Consider the following 15819-nt stretch of genomic DNA (forward strand, 5'->3'; position numbering starts at 1 on the left):
TTTGCAGTTGACAGCTTGCGGTTCGTCTGCATTTTGTCTGACAATAGATAAAAAACAGGGACTGCGCGTAACGACCATCAGGCAAAACTAGCAACTTTGGGAGGAAATCACATGAAGAAACTGCTCGTTCTGGGTGCGCTGACGGCTATGTTGGCCTCGGGCACAGCGCTTGCCGACACCAGCGGCAAGAAGATCGCATTCTCCAACAATTACGCCGGCAATTCGTGGCGGCAGGCGATGCTCGACAGCTATGGCATCGTCACCAAGAAGGCGGTCGACGACAAGATCGTCGGCGCAGCCGACATCTTCACCACCGCCGACAAGGAAGTACCGACACAGGCCGCGCAGGTGCAGAACCTGATCCTGCAGGGCTATGACGCCATCGTCATCAACGCTGCCTCGCCGGATGCGCTCAATGGCGCCATCAAGCAGGCCTGCGATGCCGGCATCGTCGTCGTCTCCTTCGACGGCACCGTCACCGAGCCCTGCGCCTACCGCGTCGTCGTCGACTTCAAGGACATGGGCAAGCAGGAAGTCGAGCAGATGGCCAAGTTCCAGCCCAAGGGCGGGAACCTTCTGGAAATCCGTGGCCTGGCCGGCACCTCGATCGACGATGCCATCCATGCCGGTATCCTCGAAGGCGTCGCCGCCCATCCCGAATTCAAGATCGTCGGCTCGGTGACCGGCGACTGGGACCAGACGACGGCGCAGAAGGCCGTCGCGACCATCCTGCCCTCGCTGCCCGATGTCGTCGGCATCGTCGACCAGGGCGGTGACGGCTATGGTGCCGCACAGGCCTTCGCCGCGGCCGGCAAGCCGCGCCCGACCATCATCATGGGCAACCGCCAGGACGAGCTGAAGTGGTGGAAGGAACAGAAGGACAAGGACGGCTACAAGACCTGGTCGGCTTCGATCGCGCCTGGCGTGTCGTCGCTCGCCTTCTGGGTGGCGCAGCAGGTGCTCGACGGCCGCAAGGACATCCCGCACGATCTGCTGGTGCCGTATCTCGCCTTCACCCAGGACGATTTCGAGGCAGCGCTGCCGAAGATCAAGGAAGGCGGCGTCGCCACCCACGAATACACGCAGGAAGACGCCCTCGCGGCGATCAAGGCCAACATCAAGTGAATGTCGCGCCAGCATTGCCCTTCGTACCATCGCGCGGATATCTCTAGGCATGCCTGAAGGGAATGCTGACATCATCAGACTGAACGGCGCCGAAAAACATTTCGGCGCCGTTCGCGCGCTGGGCGGGGTGGATTTCCATGTCGGGCCCGGCGAATGCGTCGGCCTGGTCGGCCACAATGGCGCCGGCAAATCGACGCTGATGCACATGGTGGCGGGCACGCTGACGCCCGACAGCGGCACGATCGGCGTGCATGGCGCCATTGTGGACAGCTACTCGGTGTCGCGGGCGCAAAAGCTCGGCATACGCTGCGTGTTCCAGGAACTGTCGCTGTGCCCCAATCTCAGCGTTGCCGAGAACACGCGCATCAATCACGCGTCGCTCTCAGGCTTCGGCTGGCGGCGCAAGGCGGCGGCACTGATCACCGCCAAGCTTGACGAAATCTTTCCGGATCATGGCATATCGGCTTGGGATATTGTCGGCGACCTGTCGATCGGCCGACGCCAGATGGTCGAGGTGGCGCGCGCCTTCACGGTTACCCAGGATCGGCTCGATCTCGTCATCCTCGACGAGCCGACCTCGTCGCTCGACGCGCATACGGCCGGGCAGTTGCTGGCCTTCGTCCGCCGCTTCGTCGCCGGCGGCAAAAGCTGCATCCTGATCTCGCATGTGCTGGGCGAGGTGCTGAAGAACGCCGACCGCATCGTGGTGATGCGCGACGGCAAGGTGGTCGTTGCCGACGCGGCAAATGCCTTCGACCGCGACCGGCTGGTGACGGCGATGGGCGGCGCGGAAGCACGCCAGAAGATCGCGGCGGCGATTGCCGCCGCCAAGCCGACGGCCAGCCCGTTGCGGGTTCGGGCGCGTCCTGCCGCGCAAAGGGATGGCACCGACCTCGTCGCCTGTGCCGGCGAGATCATTGGGCTTGCTGGTCTTGCAGGCCATGGCCAGACCGATCTGCTGCTGGCGATCTTCAGCGGGGCCTCGCGCGCCAAGGCAGGCATCGAGGTGACAGCACCTGTGGCGCTGGTCGCCGGTGACCGTCAGTCGGACGGCATCTTCCCGCAATGGTCGATCGCGCAAAATATCGGCATCCGCTCGCTGGCGAGGCTGCGCAACGGGCTGCTGATCTCGCCGCAACGAGAGGCCGAACTTGCCGAGGTCTGGCAGAAGAAGATCGGCATCCGCACGCCCGACATGAACAACAACATTTTTTCGCTGTCGGGCGGCAACCAGCAGAAGGCGCTGTTTGCCCGCGCGCTCGGCTCGGATGCGGAAATCGTGCTGATGGACGATCCGATGCGCGGCGTCGATATCGGCACCAAGCTCGAGGTCTATGACCTTGTTCGCGAAGAGGCGCGCAATGGCCGCACCTTCCTCTGGTATACGACGGAAACCGAAGAGCTCGACAATTGCGACCATGTCTATGTCTTCAAGAACGGCCGCATCGTCGCCAATCTGCGACGCGACGAATTGACCGAAGAGAAGATCATCCAGTCCTCCTTCGGCGACGCGGCCTGAGATGACGGCAGCCAGCCTCGAGACCGGCCGAAAGAACTCCGCCGAGCGTGGCGCACTGGCCCGCGCCCGCCTGCTGCGCGGGCTGCTGCCGGCGCTGTCGCTGGCGCTGGTGCTGCTCGCCATCGCCTGGCTCAATCCGCGTGCCATCAGTTATTTCGGCTTCAGCCTGATGCTGAACCTGGCGATCCCGATCGCGCTGGCGACGATCGCGCAGATGTTCGTCATTGCAGGCAATGAACTCGACCTGTCGATCGGCACCTTCGTCGGTTTCGTTGGCTGTGTCACCGCGACCTGGTTGAAGGACGCACCGCTGATCGGGGTCGTTATCTTGCTCGGGTCGATCGGCATCTATGCGCTGCTCGGCGCACTGATCCATTTGCGCAATCTGCCGTCGATCGTGGTGACGCTTGGCATGAGCTTCGTCTGGCAGGGGCTCGCCATCCTCGTCCTGCCCAAGCCCGGCGGCAAGGCACCGGACTGGCTGCTTGGGCTCATGTCCTTCAAGCCGCCTTTCGTGCCGTTCCCGATCATCGCGGCGCTGCTGATCGGCCTCGTCGTCCATTTCGGCCTGATGCGCACCTCCTATGGCGTGATCCTGCGCGGCTCCGGCGGCAATCCGGCGGCACTCAAGCGCGCCGGCTGGTCGCTGCTGAAGACGAAGATCGTGCTGTTTGCGCTGGCCGGCCTGTTCGGCGTGCTGTCGGGCATGGCGCTGATCGGTATCACCACCTCGGCCGACGCCAATATCGGCAATGGCTACACGCTGCTGGCGGTCGCCGGCGTCATCCTCGGCGGCGGTGAGTTCGTCGGCGGCCGAGTGTCGCCGATCGGCGCGGTGATCGGCGCGCTGACACTGGCGCTGGCGGCTTCGCCGCTACTCACCTTCATGCACATCCCGCCCGACTGGCAGGTGGCGGCCAATGGCGCCATCCTGATCATCGTGCTGGCGGCGCGGGTGCTGATCAGCCGCAGGGAGAGGTGAGCGATGGTTTTGGTGAAATCGCTGTCCGGCAAACCATGGATCTGGTCGTTCGTCGGCGCGCTGCTGGTGTGGCTGGCAACGATTGCCTTCACCGGCGGCTATGGCGCCGGCGGCATGGTGACGGCAGCACTTTCGCTGGCCGTGTTCACGGTCATCGTCGGCGTCGGGCAGATGTTCGTCATCACGCTCGGGCCGGGCAATGTCGATCTGTCGCTGCCGGCCAATATCGGCCTGGCCAGCGCCGTCGCCATGAAGGTGATGGCCGGCAGCGATTCCATGATCGTCGTCGGGCTGCTGGCCGCGCTCGCCTGCGGCGCGGTGATCGGTGCGGTCAACTATCTGCTGATCTGGGCACTGCGCATTCCGCCGATCATCGCCACCTTGTCGGCGAGCTTCATCATCCAGTCGATCGACATCAGCTATGGGCGCGGGCTGCAGATCAAGCCGCCGCCCGGCTTCGCCGATTTCGCCAATTGGCAGATCCTGGGCATTCCGGTGCTGGCAATCCTCACCGTGCTGTTCACCATCGGGGCGGCCATCGCCTTGCAACGCATGATCTATGGCCGCTCGGTGCTGGCGATCGGCCAGAACATCCGCGCCGCCTGGCTCGCCGGCGTCAATGTCGGCCGCATACGATTCCTCACCTACACGCTGTCGGGCGCGCTCGGCGGCATCGATGGCGCCCTGCTCGCCGGCTATTTCCGCGGCGCCAATGTCGATATCGGCAATGAGTATCTGCTGGCCTCGATCGCTGTCGTCGTCATCGGCGGCACATCGGTCGCCGGCGGCAAGGCCAATGTGCCGGGGGTTTGGGGCGCGGCGTTGTTTTTGGTGCTGCTTTTGACCATGCTCAACACGTTCGGCGTCAGCGCCGGGGTGCGGCTGCTGCTGACGGGGCTGATCATCGTTGGGGTCATTACGGCGGCGGGTGGCGAGAAGGCGGTGCGGTAGCTTTCGCGATGCAGAACGTTGGACGCCGGCGGGGGCGGTGAATGATCGCGATGCGTCGACGCTGAGGCCCTGGACAATCGTTGGGCCAGCCTAACATCGGGTTCCCATTCGCGGCGCGGCCTAGTAAACCCTTCCGCGATCGCAGTTGGCCTCGGGAGGGCTCCGCTTGTCCAGTTCTGTCAGCGTCGTGAACGAGAATGGCGTTGCCCTCGTCACCATCGACAATCCGCCGGTCAACGCGCTGAGTTTTCATGTTCGCGAGCCGCTGATGCAGGCGCTTGTCGCCTTGCGCGATGACGCGTCGGTGACAGCCATTGTTATCGCTTGCGCCGGGCGGACTTTTGTCGCCGGCGCCGACATCACCGAATTCGGCAAGCCGGTGCAGCAGCCCGATCTGCGCGCCATCGTGGCCATGCTGGAAACCATCGCCAAGCCGACGGTCGCCGCCATCCACGGTACCGCGCTCGGCGGCGGGCTGGAACTGGCGCTCGGCTGCCATTTCCGCGTTGCCGATGTCGGCGCCAAGCTCGGCTTACCGGAGGTGAAGCTCGGCATCCTTCCCGGCGGCGGCGGCACGGTGCGGCTGCCGCGCCTGGTCGGCGCGGTGAAGGCCCTGAAGATGATTGTCTCGGGCACGCCGATCGGCGCTGCCGAAGCGCATGGAGCGGGCCTCGTCGACGCTGTCTTCGAAGGCGATCTGACCACGCATGCCGTGAACTTTGTCCGAGAAATTGCCCGCAAGGGTGGTCCCTTCACATCGGTGCGTGATCGCGATGACTTGCTTGGGGAAACCGACCTGGCGGCCTTCGACGTCGAGGCGGCCGATCTTGCCAAGAAAGCGCGCGGGCTCGAAGCGCCGATCGCCTGCGCGCAAGCTGTGCGCAATGCCGTCACGCTGCCCTTCGACGAAGCACTGGCGGCGGAGCGTGCGCTGTTCGTGACGCTTGTCGCCAGCGACCAGTCGCGGGCGCAGCGTCATCTGTTCTTCGCCGAGCGTGAGGCGGCTAAGGCTCCCGGCAAGGATATCGTCAAGCGCCGGATCGCACGCGTTGGCGTCATCGGCGCCGGCACGATGGGGGGCGGCATCGCCATGGCTTTCGCCAATGGTGGCTATCCCGTCTCCTTGCTGGAAACCAGCGAGGCGGCGCTGCAGCGCGGGCTCGGCACGATCGAGAAGAACTATGCCGTTTCCGTCTCGCGCGGCTCCCTGACCGAAGACGCCAAGCATCAGCGGCTGGCCCAGTTCAAGGGCTCCACCGACTATGCCGACCTTGCCGACTGCGACCTGATCGTCGAGGCGGTGTTCGAGGACATGGCGGTCAAGAAGGAGGTGTTTGGTAAGCTCGAAGCGATAGCCAAGCCGGGCGCCATCCTTGCCACCAACACCTCCTATCTCGACATCAACGAGATCGCCGCCTCGATCTCGCGGCCGCAGGATGTGCTCGGCCTGCATTTCTTCTCACCGGCCAATGTCATGAAGCTGCTGGAGATCGTGCGCGCCGACAAGACCGCGCCGGATGCGTTGGCGACTGTGGTCGACATGGCGCGGCGGATCGGCAAGGTGGCTGTCGTTGTCGGCGTCTGCCACGGCTTCGTCGGCAACCGCATGCTGGCAGCGCGTGGTTCGGAATCGGAGGCGCTTCTGCTGGAGGGCGCGACTCCCAGCCAGATCGACAAGGCGTTCGCCGATTTCGGCTGGCCGATGGGACCGTTCCAGATGGGCGATCTCGCCGGCCTGGACATTGGCTGGCGCAATCGCAAGGCGCGCGGCCTGACGGCTGTCATCGCCGATACGCTGTGCGAACAGGGGCGTTTCGGCCAGAAGACTGGCCGGGGTTTCTACCTCTACGAGGCCGGCGCGCGGGCGGGCGTTGCCGATCCCGAGGTCGAGGCGCTGATCCGCGACAAGGCAGCCGAGAAGGGCATCGCGCCGCGCGCGATCGGTGCGGAAGAAATCATCGAGCGTACGCTCTACCCTCTGGTCAATGAGGGGGCGAAAATCCTCGAAGAAAAGATCGCGGCCCGCGCCTCCGATATCGATGTCGTCTGGGTCAATGGCTACGGTTTCCCGATCGGCAAGGGCGGGCCGATGTTCTGGGCTGGTCTCGAAGGCGTGGCCAAGATCATTGAGCGGCTCGATCACTGGCACCAACGGACCGGCAAGGATGTGTTCAAGCCGGCACCGCTGCTGAAGCGGATGGCCGAAACCGGCTCGTGGGAGACCGGCGCGGCCTGACCGCGATCCCAAAGGCCGAGGCCCGGCTAATTTTGTCCGGGAGTGCAGTCGGCGCAGCGGCCATTGACCTCTATGCTCGTCGCTTCGATGTGAAAGCGCTCGCGCGCTGCCCATTCGGCGAGCCGGCGATCGATGATGCCGTCGCTGAATTCGGTGACCTGGCCGCATTGTTCGCAGACCGCGAGGATCGTGGTTCTCAGGCCATGGGCATGCCGACCGGCGCAGGGCACGAAAGCATTGAGGCTTTCAACCTTGTGAACCGCGCCATTCTCGATGAGTTTCTTGACCGCCCGGTAAACCTGTACCGGCGATTTGATGCCATGCGGCCTGATGTCATCAAGGATGTCGTAGGCGCTGACCGGTCTGCCGGCGCGGGAAATGGCCGCCAGCACCAGCTTCTGGTTTCGGGTCAGGTCAGGGGGTGTCATTGGCGGCTGTACCTTGGGCGGCTGTACTTTGGATCGTCGAGCGCTGCACCACGCCGCTGAGCAGATAGGCTGATGTACCCAAGGCGGTGATCCAGAAACTCGTCGGCCAGTCCGTCAGGAAGGCGAGCGACAGGCTGATACAGGCAATTGCGACGGCCAGCGCCATCGAGACGACGATGCCGGCGAGCACGCCTTGTGTCAGCCGAAGCGCGGTCGCCGCTGGCGCCACCATCAGCGCGAAGACAAGCAGCACGCCGACGATCTGGATCGCCTCCGAGGTCGCGACGGCGACAAGCACCATGAACAGGGTCGAGACGAGGTTGAGCGGCACGCCCCGTGCCTCGGCGAGCTCCGGCTGCAGGCTGGCGAAGAGAAGCGGCCGGGCGATCAGCATCAGCGCGACCAGGATAACCACCGCCAGCACGGCAAGGACGATAACGGTGCGCAGGCTGATGCCGAGCACATTGCCGAACAGTACGGTTGTCGCCTGCGAAGCGAAGGCGGTGTAGAAATGCAGGAACAACAGGCCAAGGCCGAGAGACAGTGTCAGCACAATGCCGATGGCGACATCGCGATGCGCACGCTCGCCGAGCAGCCCGATGCAGATGCCGCCGAGAATGGTGAATACGGCCAGCCCCAAAAATGGCGGCAGGCCGATGAGACCGGCACCCGTGGCGCCGGGAAAACCGACATGGGCAAGCGCGTGGCCTGCGAAGGTCTGCCCCCTCAGCACGAGGAAATAGCCGACAGCGCCGGCGACGATGCCGACCACCGTGCAGGCATAGAAGGCGTTGCGCATGAATTCATAGTCAAACATCGTGGACATGCGCCCCAGCCTCCAGTTCGACGTCATCGGCCATGACGAAGATGCGGCCACCGACCCGCACCACATTGATAGATGTGCCGTAGAGTTTCGACAGAACCGGCCCGCTGATGACTTCGCCGACGCTGCCGATCGCAGCCTTGCCGTTGCCGAGATAGAGCACGCAATCGACGGCGCGCAGCAGCGGGTTGATCTCGTGCGAGCAGAACAGCACCGCGATGCCTAGCCGCTGCGCGACCTCGTGGACAAGATCGATGATGGCGCGCTGGTGCGCCGCGTCGAGGCTGATCAGCGGCTCGTCAAGCAGCAGGAGTTTGGGATCGCCGATCAGCGATTGCGCGATCAGGATGCGCTGGCGCTCGCCGCCGGAAAGCTCGGCCAGCGGGCGCCGGGCGAGGTCGGTTGCCCCGACTTCCTCGAGCGCCTTCCAGGCGGCCTCCTTCTCGGCGGCGGACGCAACCGGCCAGCCCCAGCGATGGCCGCCGGCCGCTGTCAGCACGAAGTCCAGGCCGCTGATCCCCATATGAGGCAAAGTGCGCCGCGCTTGCGGCATATAGCCGATATCAGCATTGCCGCGCGTCGGCGCTTTGCCGAGCACCGAGATGGTCCCGCCCGACGGCTTTATGAGACCGAGGATGGCGCGCAGCATTGTCGTCTTGCCGGCGCCGTTGGCACCGAGAAGACCGACAAAGGCGCCTTGCGGAACGGAAAAGGAGACGTCGGAAAGGACCCGGCGTCCCCCATAGGTCAGGGTGACCCGTTCGAAGGCGACTGCGCTCATTGCGTGCGGTCTGCAAGCGCCTTTTGGACCGCCTCAAGCTGTCCGCCGAACCAGGTCTGGATCGTCTGACCGGCTGGCTCCGTCTCGGTGACGCCGATGACGGTGACCTTGTTCTGTTTGGCGAGGTCGAGCAGCCGCGTCGTCGCCTCGTCGGTCACCTGCGAATTGTAGAACAGGATCTTGGCCGAACCGTCCTTCAGGCTGTTTTCGAACGCGGCAACCTGCGTCGGGCTCGGCTCGGCGTCGTTCATCACCGTCACCTGAAAATCATAGTTCAGCATCTTGAGGCCGAGCGCCTCGGCCATGTAGCCGAACACCGGCTCGGTGGCGGTCACCTCGGTGCCGGCATAGGTTCTCTTGACCTCGGCGATTTCCTTGTCGATGCCGTCGAGCGAGGCCTGGAATTGCTTAAGATTGGCCTCGTAGTGCACCGCGTTGGCGGGATCGCGCTTTGACAGGTCGGCGGCAAGCGCCTTGGCGACCGCCGGCAGTGTCGCCGGATTGTACCAGAGATGCGGGTTGTCGCCCGACTTCTTGCCGATCAGGTCGGCGGCGACGATGGTCGTACGGTCCGGCTTGGTCGATGCGGCAAGCAGCTTGTCCATCCACGGATCGTAGTCGGCGCCGTTGTAGATAATGACCTTGGCATCGGCGATGGTGCGCGCCGTCGACGGGCTGGTCTCGAAGAGATGCGGGTCGTCGTCGGGATTGGACAGGATGCTGGTGACCTCGACATGGCTGCCGCCGATCTGGCGGGCGAGATCGCCATAGAAATTCTCGGCCGCCACAACGTTCAATTTGTCTGCGGCCCGGGCGATGGTGCTGGTCAGCAGCGGCGCTGCGACCAGCAGCGCGGCCAGCAATGGAAGGGAACGCATCCTTGATCTCCTTTGGGATTTGGGCGGAACGGCCCGCCGCCAGGGTTTGACGTCATGTTATAGTGTAACCGTAACAGTATAACATTTATGTCGAAAATGCGGCACGATCGATGACCCGCGCCAACGCGGCGGTTCCTGGCGAACACAAGACCGTGACAAGGCTTGCCGACGCCTAGCGCCGAGGCGATCCTGTTTCTCGTCTCCGACCGCTCATCCCTGATGACCGGCCAGGCTGGTGATCGACGGCGGCGAAGGCATCGGCTGAAATTCCGGATGGGAAACCGCTACACACTTTTGCTGGAATTGTTCTCGGCCGCCTCGGCCCTCAGCCAATCCGCGAAGGTGGCCATCGCCTGCGAGTTCTGCCGCCGGCGCCGCGCCGACAGCCAGTAACGGCCGACATCGACCGTGCTGCCAAAGGGCTGCACCAGTTGGCCGGAGCCAAGCTCGCGGCTGAACATCGAGACCGGCAGCAGCGCCACACCGGCACCCTGGACGGCGGCGTTGGCCATGGTGACGGAGGAATCGAAAACGATGCCCTTGATCGACGGGCAATGGCGGCCGGCCGCCTCGAACCAGCGCAGCCATTCGTCTTCCCGATACGAGCACAGCAGCGTTTCGCGAGCGAGATCGGAGGGATCGCTCAGACGCACGGCAATGTCAGGCGTACAAGCGGGCGAGAACGAGCCCGGCAGCAACGGCGTGTTGTCCGTCCCTTGCCAGGACCCGTCGCCGAAGCGGATGGCGAAGTCGAGACCGTCGGCGGCGAGATTGACCCGGTTGTTGTTGGTCGAGATGCGCAGTTCGATGTCCGGATTGGCCTGGTGGAACAGCGGCAACCGGGGAATCAGCCAGCCCGAAGCGAAGGTGCCGACAACGCCAACGGTGACGATGTCGTGGAAGCGGCCACCCTCGAAGCGATCGAGCGTGACGCCGATCCTGTTGAAGGCATCGCTCAGCACCGGCAGCAAGGCCTCGCCTTCCTCGCTCAGGGCAAGCCCGTGCGGCAACCGGCGGAAAAGCCTGACGCCAAGCACCTCTTCAAGGCCCTTGACCTGATGGCTGACGGCGGCCTGGGTGACGCGCAGTTCGAGGCCGGCGCCGGTGAAGCTGAGATGCCGTGCGGCGGCCTCGAAGGCGCGCAAGCCGTTCAGCGGGAGGTGCGATCGCTTCATCGGTCCCAGCCCTAGTTTTTCTTATGACGCAGGGGACGTTTACTCGTTTGCGGATGCGCTGGATCGGGTCCAGTCCTGCGGCGCGGGGCAACAGAGAGTGTGGACATGACAAGCAGACGCAGTTTCATCAGTGGCCTCGCAATGGTCTTGACGGCGCCGGTCACGCTTGGCGCGATGGCGAAGGCGGCGACGAGCCCGACAAAATTTGATGGCCTGACGCCGAAAATAAGGCGGATCGAAGCAGAAAGCGGTGGTCGGCTGGGCGTAGCCTGTCGGATCTCCGGAACGACGATGCAATTCGGCTATCGCGAGAACGAACTGTTTCCGATGTGCAGCACGTTCAAATTGTTGGCGGCCGCGCTGGTCCTGCACCGTGTCGATGGCGGCATTGAGCAGCTGGATCGGCGCATCAAGGTTCCGGACAATGCCGTGGTCGCGAACTCACCGGTCACGAAGAAGCATATCGGCACCGAGATGACGATGGCCGACATCTGCGAGGCAGCGGTGACGGTCAGCGACAACGGTGCCGGCAATCTCATGCTGGAGTCCTTTGGCGGACCGGCGCAGCTGACTGCCTACCTGCGGTCTCTGGGCGACGATGTGGGCAGGCTGGACCGAACCGAACCGGATCTGAACGAGTCACTGCCCGATGACAAGCGCGACACGATTTCTCCGCTTGCGATGGTCAACGATCTCGAGCGTCTGACGATCGGCAACAGCCTCTCGGACAAAGGTCGGGCGCAGCTTGTGGAATGGCTGGTGGCCAACAAGACCGGCGACGAGCGCATCAGGGCCGGACTGCCGAAAGGCTGGAAATGCGGCGACAAGACCGGCACCGGAGATCGCGGCAGCACCAACGACGCGGCTGTCATCTGGCCGACATCTGGCAATCCGATCCTGATGTCGGTTTACCTGACCGGCACGAAGCAGAACCTGGCCAAGCGCAATGCGGTCATTGCTTCCGTCTCGCGGGCACTCGTCGAGGCGATCGAGGCGTAAATGATGGGTCGCGTGGAGCAGCGCGGCTGTGCCGCGCTGCTCCTCATACGTGCTTGCGGCCGCCGGTCTCGCGGAACCAGCTGTCGGGATAGGGATACCACCAGTCCTGGATTGCCGGCTTGTGGTCGATGATGACCATCTTCGAGCGGCGGAAAGCGTCGAGCCCCTGCCGTCCGAGCTCGCGGCCGAGGCCGGATGCCTTCCAGCCGCCGAAGGGCAGAGCGTCATTGTCGATGAGGGGATTGTTGACCCAGACCATGCCGGCCTCGAGCCGTTCGGCCGCTTCATGTGCTTCGGCGAGATCCGTGGTGAACACCGAAGCGCCGAGGCCGAACGGGCTGTCATTGGCAAGGCGGATCGCCTCGTCGAAATCCTTGACGCGGCAGATCGCGGCGACCGGGCCGAAGCACTCTTCGCGCACGATCGCCATGTCAGGCGTGACACCGGTGAGGATGGTCGGTTCGTAAAACCAGCCGACATTGTGCGCGGGCGGGATGCGCCCGCCGGTGACCGCCCTGGCGCCATTGGCAATCGCATCGTCGACCAGCCGCATCACTTTCGCCCGAGCCGCCTCGCTGACCAGCGGTCCGATCTCGGTCTTGTCCATGCCGTTGCCAATGCGCAGCGCGCGTGTCCTTTCGGCAAACAGTTCCACAAAGCGGTCATGCACGGAATCGACGACAAAGAAGCGCTCGGCCGAGGTGCAGACCTGGCCGGTGAGATGGAAGGCGGCAGTGACGCTGCCGGCTGCGGCGACTTCAAGCGGCGCGTGCTCGCTGATAATCAGCGGATCGCTGCCGCCGGCCTCGATGACGCATGGCTTCATGCGTTCGGCGCAAGCCACCGCCACCGCCTTGCCGGCGGCGACCGAGCCGGTGAAGGCGACGGCGTGCGTGCGATCGGAGGTGATCAGCGCCTGCGCCGTGGCCGCGCCGCCCGGCAGGCAGGAAACCAGCCCTTCCGGCAGGGAGCGGAATACGGTCATGTAGTCCAACGTCGACAACGTCGTCGCTTCGGCCGGCTTGATGATGCAGGCATTGCCGGCGGCGAGCGAGGCCGCGACGGTCCAGCACATGAGCAGGATCGGGAAGTTGTAGGGCATGATGTGAACGGAGACGCCGTAGGGCTCGTAGCGCGCGTACTGGAACGAGCCGGCCTGCGTCGTGCCGGCGATCTTGCCAGCATCGTCGCGCGCCATCTCGGCATAGTAGCGGAAGATCGGCGCGCAATTGGCGATCTCGCCGATGGCTTCCGGATAGGGCTTGCCCATCTCGCGCACCATCAGCTCGGCACAGCGGGTGAAGTCGGCCGCCTCGATGGCGTTGGCGACGGCATGCAGATGCTTGGCCCGGCTCTTGGCGTCGAGTTTTTTCCACGCGGCTTGCGCTATGGTCGCGGCGGTGAGCACGGCGTCGATCTCGCCGTCGCTGGCCGCAGCGATGGCGCCGACGGTTTCCAGCGTCGCCGGATCGATCACTGGCTTGGTCGTGCCAGCCATCGGCCGGTAGTCCGGGTTGATGAAGAAGGTCGGCCGGTCAGGGGCGAAATGCATGGTCGTCCTTTCAGGTCCGCTCAGCGGATCATGTAGACCTTCTTGATCGTCTCATGGACGGTGCAGACGCCCTTCCAGTCCTGTGGAAAGAAGGCTGCCGTGTCGGGCTCGATCTCGATCACCTCGCCGGATTCATGGACATAGGTGCAGCGGCCTTCGAGGAAGTGGCAGAACTCGTCGCGGGTGACGTGGCAGTGCCATTTGCCTGGGGTGCAAACCCACAGGCCGCATTCGGAACGGCCTTCCGGTCCCTTGTACAGCAGCTTGCCCGAGGTGTGGGACTGGCCCTCGATCATGGTCGGGATGACGCCCCAGTCGACGAGGTCGGTGACAGCGAGCGGCGATTGCATGATTGGCGTGGTCATATCGATTTCCTTGAAATGAGGCTCACCGGCACATGAAGGCCTTGGTCAGCGTTTGCGTGATGATGGAGATGCCGGTCCAGCCGGCGGGGAAGAACACCAGCGTGCCGGCCTCGACCGGGATCTGTTCGCCATTGTCATGGACATAGCTGCCTTGCCCCGACACGAAATGGCAGAACTCGTCAGCGGCAAAGGCAACCTTGCGCGTGCCCGGTGTGCACGACCACAGGCCGCATTCGCTCGATCCGTCCGGGTTCTGCGACAGGATCCGGCCCGAAGCACGCGGCGCGCCGGCAAGTGTGTTGCTGCCCGCGCCCCAATCCTCCAGTTCTACGCTCGCGGCCTGCGGCCAATGCGGTGTCGACATGTGGTTAGCTCCGTTGTTCAGGCCAGCATGTAGACGTTGCGCATGGTCTCATGCACCGTGCATTCGCCCGTCCAGCCCGCGGGGAACATGACCACGGTCCCGGCCGACACTTCTATCACCTCGCCGACATCCGACCGGTAGGTCGCGCGCCCGGCGACGAAATGGCACAATTCATCGCGCGGGATCGAGAGCCGCCAGCGGCCTGATGTGCACACCCAGATGCCGGATTCCGGCTGGTTGTTCGGACCCTTGTGCACGAGTTTGCCGGTGGAATGCGAGGCGCCGCCCAGTGCGTCAGGCTGGGCGCCCCAGTCGACGAGATCGGTGCGGGTTGAGGCCTGGTGGAGATGGGGTGCGGAGGAGGTCACAGCAGCGCCTCCAACAAACCCGCCGCCTTCTCAGGCCCGTTCTGCGCGTGCATCTGTGCCGAGGTCTTCGCCAGCTTGGCCTTCATCTTCGGGTCGGTCAGGCAGGTTTCGATTTTCGCGACCAGCTCGGCATCGTTCCAGTCGTAGCGCGGCATGCCGAAACCGTGGCCGGTTTCCTCGACGCGGGTGGCATTGTCATGGCCGTCCCAGACATAGGGCATGATGATCGCCGGCTTGCCGAAATAGAGGCACTCGGTGAACGAGTTGTTGCCGCCATGGTGGATGACGGCGTCGACCTGCGGGATCACCGAAGGCTGCGGGAACCAGCTCTCGACGATTACGTTGCCGGGCACGTCGGTGTACTGGTCCTTGTAGCCGCCGACATTGACCAGCGCGCGGTAGCGGGTCTTGCCCAGCGTGGCGATGATGCGCTTCAACAAGTCGACATCGCCGGCACCGAGGCTGCCGAAGGAGACATAGAGCAGCGGGCCGTCATTGTTCTCAGCGAAGGTCGGCACCGTGTACGGCTTCTCCTGCCGCACGCAGCCTTCGAGATACTGGAATTGTGCCGGATCGAGCGGATGGCGACGCTTGAACTTTGCTGCCTCGGGATAAAGTAGCAGGTTCAGGTAAGGCGAGGCCTCGAAGAACTGGCCGATCGGATAGGGCGCCTCGTTGTTGGCGGTGAGGAACGCGTTGAAATCGTCATGGATCGGCTTGATCACCGCGTTGAAGTGATCGCGGTAGCGCTGATGCCCGGCATGGTCGTTCTCGCCGCAGCCGGACAGATGCGGCGGGATGTCCTCGTCCTCGATCTCGTTTTCCGAGCAGGAGATGACGCGCACCCACGGCTTGCCGTACTGCTTGATCGCCGGGAACAGGATGACGTTGTCGACGCAGATCACGTCGGGCTTGATGGCAGCCAGAACACGCGGCAGGTCCTTCTGCGCCCATTTGGCGCTGTCGACGATCGCCGTCCAGCAATCCTTCACATAGTTGTCGACCTGGTCGTAGGGCGATTTGCGGAAGTTCGGGATGTGGCCGTTGATGAAGTCTTCCCAGAACTTGGCCATCTGCTCGGGCGGCATCGGCTCCGACAGGTTTACCGGATGCGCCTCGAAGCCGTAGCCCCTGTAGACTTCGACGAAGCCGGGGTCCGACAGGAACACAGCCTTGTGGCCGCGCGCCTCGACGGCTTGCGCGATGCCGACGGAATTGAGCGCCGGGCCATAGGCCGCTTCGGGAAAAAACGCGATCGTCTTCTGCGCCATCA

Annotated in this window: 16 protein-coding genes; 6 read left to right on the plus strand and 10 right to left on the minus strand. The window is 64.1% G+C overall.

Going from position 1 to position 15819, the window contains the following annotated elements:
* Positions 1–111 precede the first annotated feature (111 nt).
* The 5 genes from AC1DX0_RS00075 (at position 112) to AC1DX0_RS00095 (ending at position 6813) form a co-directional block, all read left to right on the plus strand.
* A complete protein-coding gene (locus AC1DX0_RS00075) occupies positions 112–1125 on the plus strand; it encodes a substrate-binding domain-containing protein (protein ID WP_477221530.1) in 1014 nt (337 codons plus the stop codon).
* Between the two features lie 49 nt (positions 1126–1174).
* Positions 1175–2644: a sugar ABC transporter ATP-binding protein gene (locus AC1DX0_RS00080; protein ID WP_477221531.1), complete on the plus strand. Its 1470-nt coding sequence runs from the start codon at positions 1175–1177 to the stop codon at positions 2642–2644.
* A 1-nt stretch (position 2645) separates the two neighbouring features.
* Positions 2646–3626, plus strand: coding sequence for an ABC transporter permease (locus AC1DX0_RS00085; RefSeq protein WP_477221532.1), 981 nt, complete (start codon positions 2646–2648; stop codon positions 3624–3626).
* Between the two features lie 3 nt (positions 3627–3629).
* On the plus strand, positions 3630–4577 hold the full coding sequence (locus AC1DX0_RS00090) for an ABC transporter permease (protein WP_477221533.1): 948 nt from the start codon (positions 3630–3632) through the stop codon (positions 4575–4577).
* Positions 4578–4743: 166 nt separating this feature from the next.
* Positions 4744–6813 carry a 3-hydroxyacyl-CoA dehydrogenase NAD-binding domain-containing protein gene (locus AC1DX0_RS00095; protein WP_477221534.1) on the plus strand — a complete coding sequence of 690 codons (2070 nt, stop codon included), beginning with the start codon at positions 4744–4746 and terminating at the stop codon, positions 6811–6813.
* A gap of 26 nt (positions 6814–6839) precedes the next feature.
* On the opposite strand, the gene AC1DX0_RS00100 is transcribed toward AC1DX0_RS00095, so the two are convergent.
* The 5 genes from AC1DX0_RS00100 to AC1DX0_RS00120 all read right to left on the minus strand — a co-directional run bounded on the left by AC1DX0_RS00100 (position 6840) and on the right by AC1DX0_RS00120 (position 10898).
* On the minus strand, positions 6840–7241 hold the full coding sequence (locus AC1DX0_RS00100; protein WP_477221535.1) for a Fur family transcriptional regulator: 402 nt from the start codon (positions 7239–7241) through the stop codon (positions 6840–6842).
* The gene (locus tag AC1DX0_RS00105; protein ID WP_477221536.1) at positions 7228–8067 is read right to left on the minus strand and encodes a metal ABC transporter permease; all 840 of its coding nucleotides are present in this window, start codon (positions 8065–8067) and stop codon (positions 7228–7230) included. Before AC1DX0_RS00105 ends, AC1DX0_RS00100 begins: the two co-directional genes overlap by 14 nt.
* Complete coding sequence (locus AC1DX0_RS00110; RefSeq protein ID WP_477221537.1) at positions 8051–8845, minus strand: metal ABC transporter ATP-binding protein; 795 nt, start codon at positions 8843–8845, stop codon at positions 8051–8053. The genes AC1DX0_RS00105 and AC1DX0_RS00110 overlap by 17 nt, the downstream gene beginning before the upstream one ends.
* Positions 8842–9723, minus strand: a complete 882-nt coding sequence (locus AC1DX0_RS00115; RefSeq protein ID WP_477221538.1) for a metal ABC transporter solute-binding protein, Zn/Mn family — start codon at positions 9721–9723, stop codon at positions 8842–8844. The genes AC1DX0_RS00110 and AC1DX0_RS00115 overlap by 4 nt, the downstream gene beginning before the upstream one ends.
* Positions 9724–10007: 284 nt before the next feature.
* The gene (locus tag AC1DX0_RS00120; RefSeq protein WP_477221539.1) at positions 10008–10898 is read right to left on the minus strand and encodes a LysR family transcriptional regulator; all 891 of its coding nucleotides are present in this window, start codon (positions 10896–10898) and stop codon (positions 10008–10010) included.
* A 141-nt stretch (positions 10899–11039) separates the two neighbouring features.
* Between AC1DX0_RS00120 and bla the strand changes: the two genes are divergently transcribed.
* Positions 11040–11897: a class A beta-lactamase gene (bla, locus tag AC1DX0_RS00125; RefSeq protein WP_477221812.1), complete on the plus strand. Its 858-nt coding sequence runs from the start codon at positions 11040–11042 to the stop codon at positions 11895–11897.
* A 43-nt stretch (positions 11898–11940) separates the two neighbouring features.
* On the opposite strand, the gene AC1DX0_RS00130 is transcribed toward bla, so the two are convergent.
* Genes AC1DX0_RS00130 through AC1DX0_RS00150 form a run of 5 tightly spaced genes read right to left on the minus strand, consistent with a single transcriptional unit; the run spans position 11941 to position 15817 of the window.
* A complete protein-coding gene (locus AC1DX0_RS00130) occupies positions 11941–13449 on the minus strand; it encodes an aldehyde dehydrogenase family protein (RefSeq protein ID WP_477221540.1) in 1509 nt (502 codons plus the stop codon).
* Positions 13450–13469: 20 nt separating this feature from the next.
* Positions 13470–13814, minus strand: coding sequence for a cupin domain-containing protein (locus AC1DX0_RS00135; protein WP_183464266.1), 345 nt, complete (start codon positions 13812–13814; stop codon positions 13470–13472).
* Positions 13815–13836: 22 nt separating this feature from the next.
* Positions 13837–14178 carry a cupin domain-containing protein gene (locus tag AC1DX0_RS00140; RefSeq protein ID WP_477221541.1) on the minus strand — a complete coding sequence of 114 codons (342 nt, stop codon included), beginning with the start codon at positions 14176–14178 and terminating at the stop codon, positions 13837–13839.
* A gap of 17 nt (positions 14179–14195) precedes the next feature.
* Positions 14196–14546, minus strand: a complete 351-nt coding sequence (locus tag AC1DX0_RS00145) for a cupin domain-containing protein (protein WP_477221542.1) — start codon at positions 14544–14546, stop codon at positions 14196–14198.
* A complete protein-coding gene (locus AC1DX0_RS00150; RefSeq protein WP_477221543.1) occupies positions 14543–15817 on the minus strand; it encodes a glycosyltransferase in 1275 nt (424 codons plus the stop codon). The genes AC1DX0_RS00145 and AC1DX0_RS00150 overlap by 4 nt, the downstream gene beginning before the upstream one ends.
* Positions 15818–15819 lie beyond the last annotated feature (2 nt).

Source organism: Mesorhizobium sp. P3_A9, assembly GCF_056402975.1.

Bases quoted from the DNA above. Each gene is read 5' to 3' on its own strand.
- AC1DX0_RS00075 (WP_477221530.1), top strand. From the start codon at position 112: ATGAAGAAACTGCTCGTTCTGGGTGCGCTGACGGCTATGTTGGCCTCG.
- AC1DX0_RS00080 (WP_477221531.1), top strand. From the start codon at position 1,175: ATGCCTGAAGGGAATGCTGACATCATCAGACTGAACGGCGCCGAAAAA.
- AC1DX0_RS00085 (WP_477221532.1), top strand. From the start codon at position 2,646: ATGACGGCAGCCAGCCTCGAGACCGGCCGAAAGAACTCCGCCGAGCGT.
- AC1DX0_RS00090 (WP_477221533.1), top strand. From the start codon at position 3,630: ATGGTTTTGGTGAAATCGCTGTCCGGCAAACCATGGATCTGGTCGTTC.
- AC1DX0_RS00100 (WP_477221535.1), bottom strand. From the start codon at position 7,241: ATGACACCCCCTGACCTGACCCGAAACCAGAAGCTGGTGCTGGCGGCC.
- AC1DX0_RS00105 (WP_477221536.1), bottom strand. From the start codon at position 8,067: ATGTCCACGATGTTTGACTATGAATTCATGCGCAACGCCTTCTATGCC.
- AC1DX0_RS00110 (WP_477221537.1), bottom strand. From the start codon at position 8,845: ATGAGCGCAGTCGCCTTCGAACGGGTCACCCTGACCTATGGGGGACGC.
- AC1DX0_RS00115 (WP_477221538.1), bottom strand. From the start codon at position 9,723: ATGCGTTCCCTTCCATTGCTGGCCGCGCTGCTGGTCGCAGCGCCGCTG.
- AC1DX0_RS00120 (WP_477221539.1), bottom strand. From the start codon at position 10,898: ATGAAGCGATCGCACCTCCCGCTGAACGGCTTGCGCGCCTTCGAGGCC.
- bla (WP_477221812.1), top strand. From the start codon at position 11,040: ATGGTCTTGACGGCGCCGGTCACGCTTGGCGCGATGGCGAAGGCGGCG.
- AC1DX0_RS00130 (WP_477221540.1), bottom strand. From the start codon at position 13,449: ATGCATTTCGCCCCTGACCGGCCGACCTTCTTCATCAACCCGGACTAC.
- AC1DX0_RS00135 (WP_183464266.1), bottom strand. From the start codon at position 13,814: ATGACCACGCCAATCATGCAATCGCCGCTCGCTGTCACCGACCTCGTC.
- AC1DX0_RS00140 (WP_477221541.1), bottom strand. From the start codon at position 14,178: ATGTCGACACCGCATTGGCCGCAGGCCGCGAGCGTAGAACTGGAGGAT.
- AC1DX0_RS00150 (WP_477221543.1), bottom strand. From the start codon at position 15,817: ATGGCGCAGAAGACGATCGCGTTTTTTCCCGAAGCGGCCTATGGCCCG.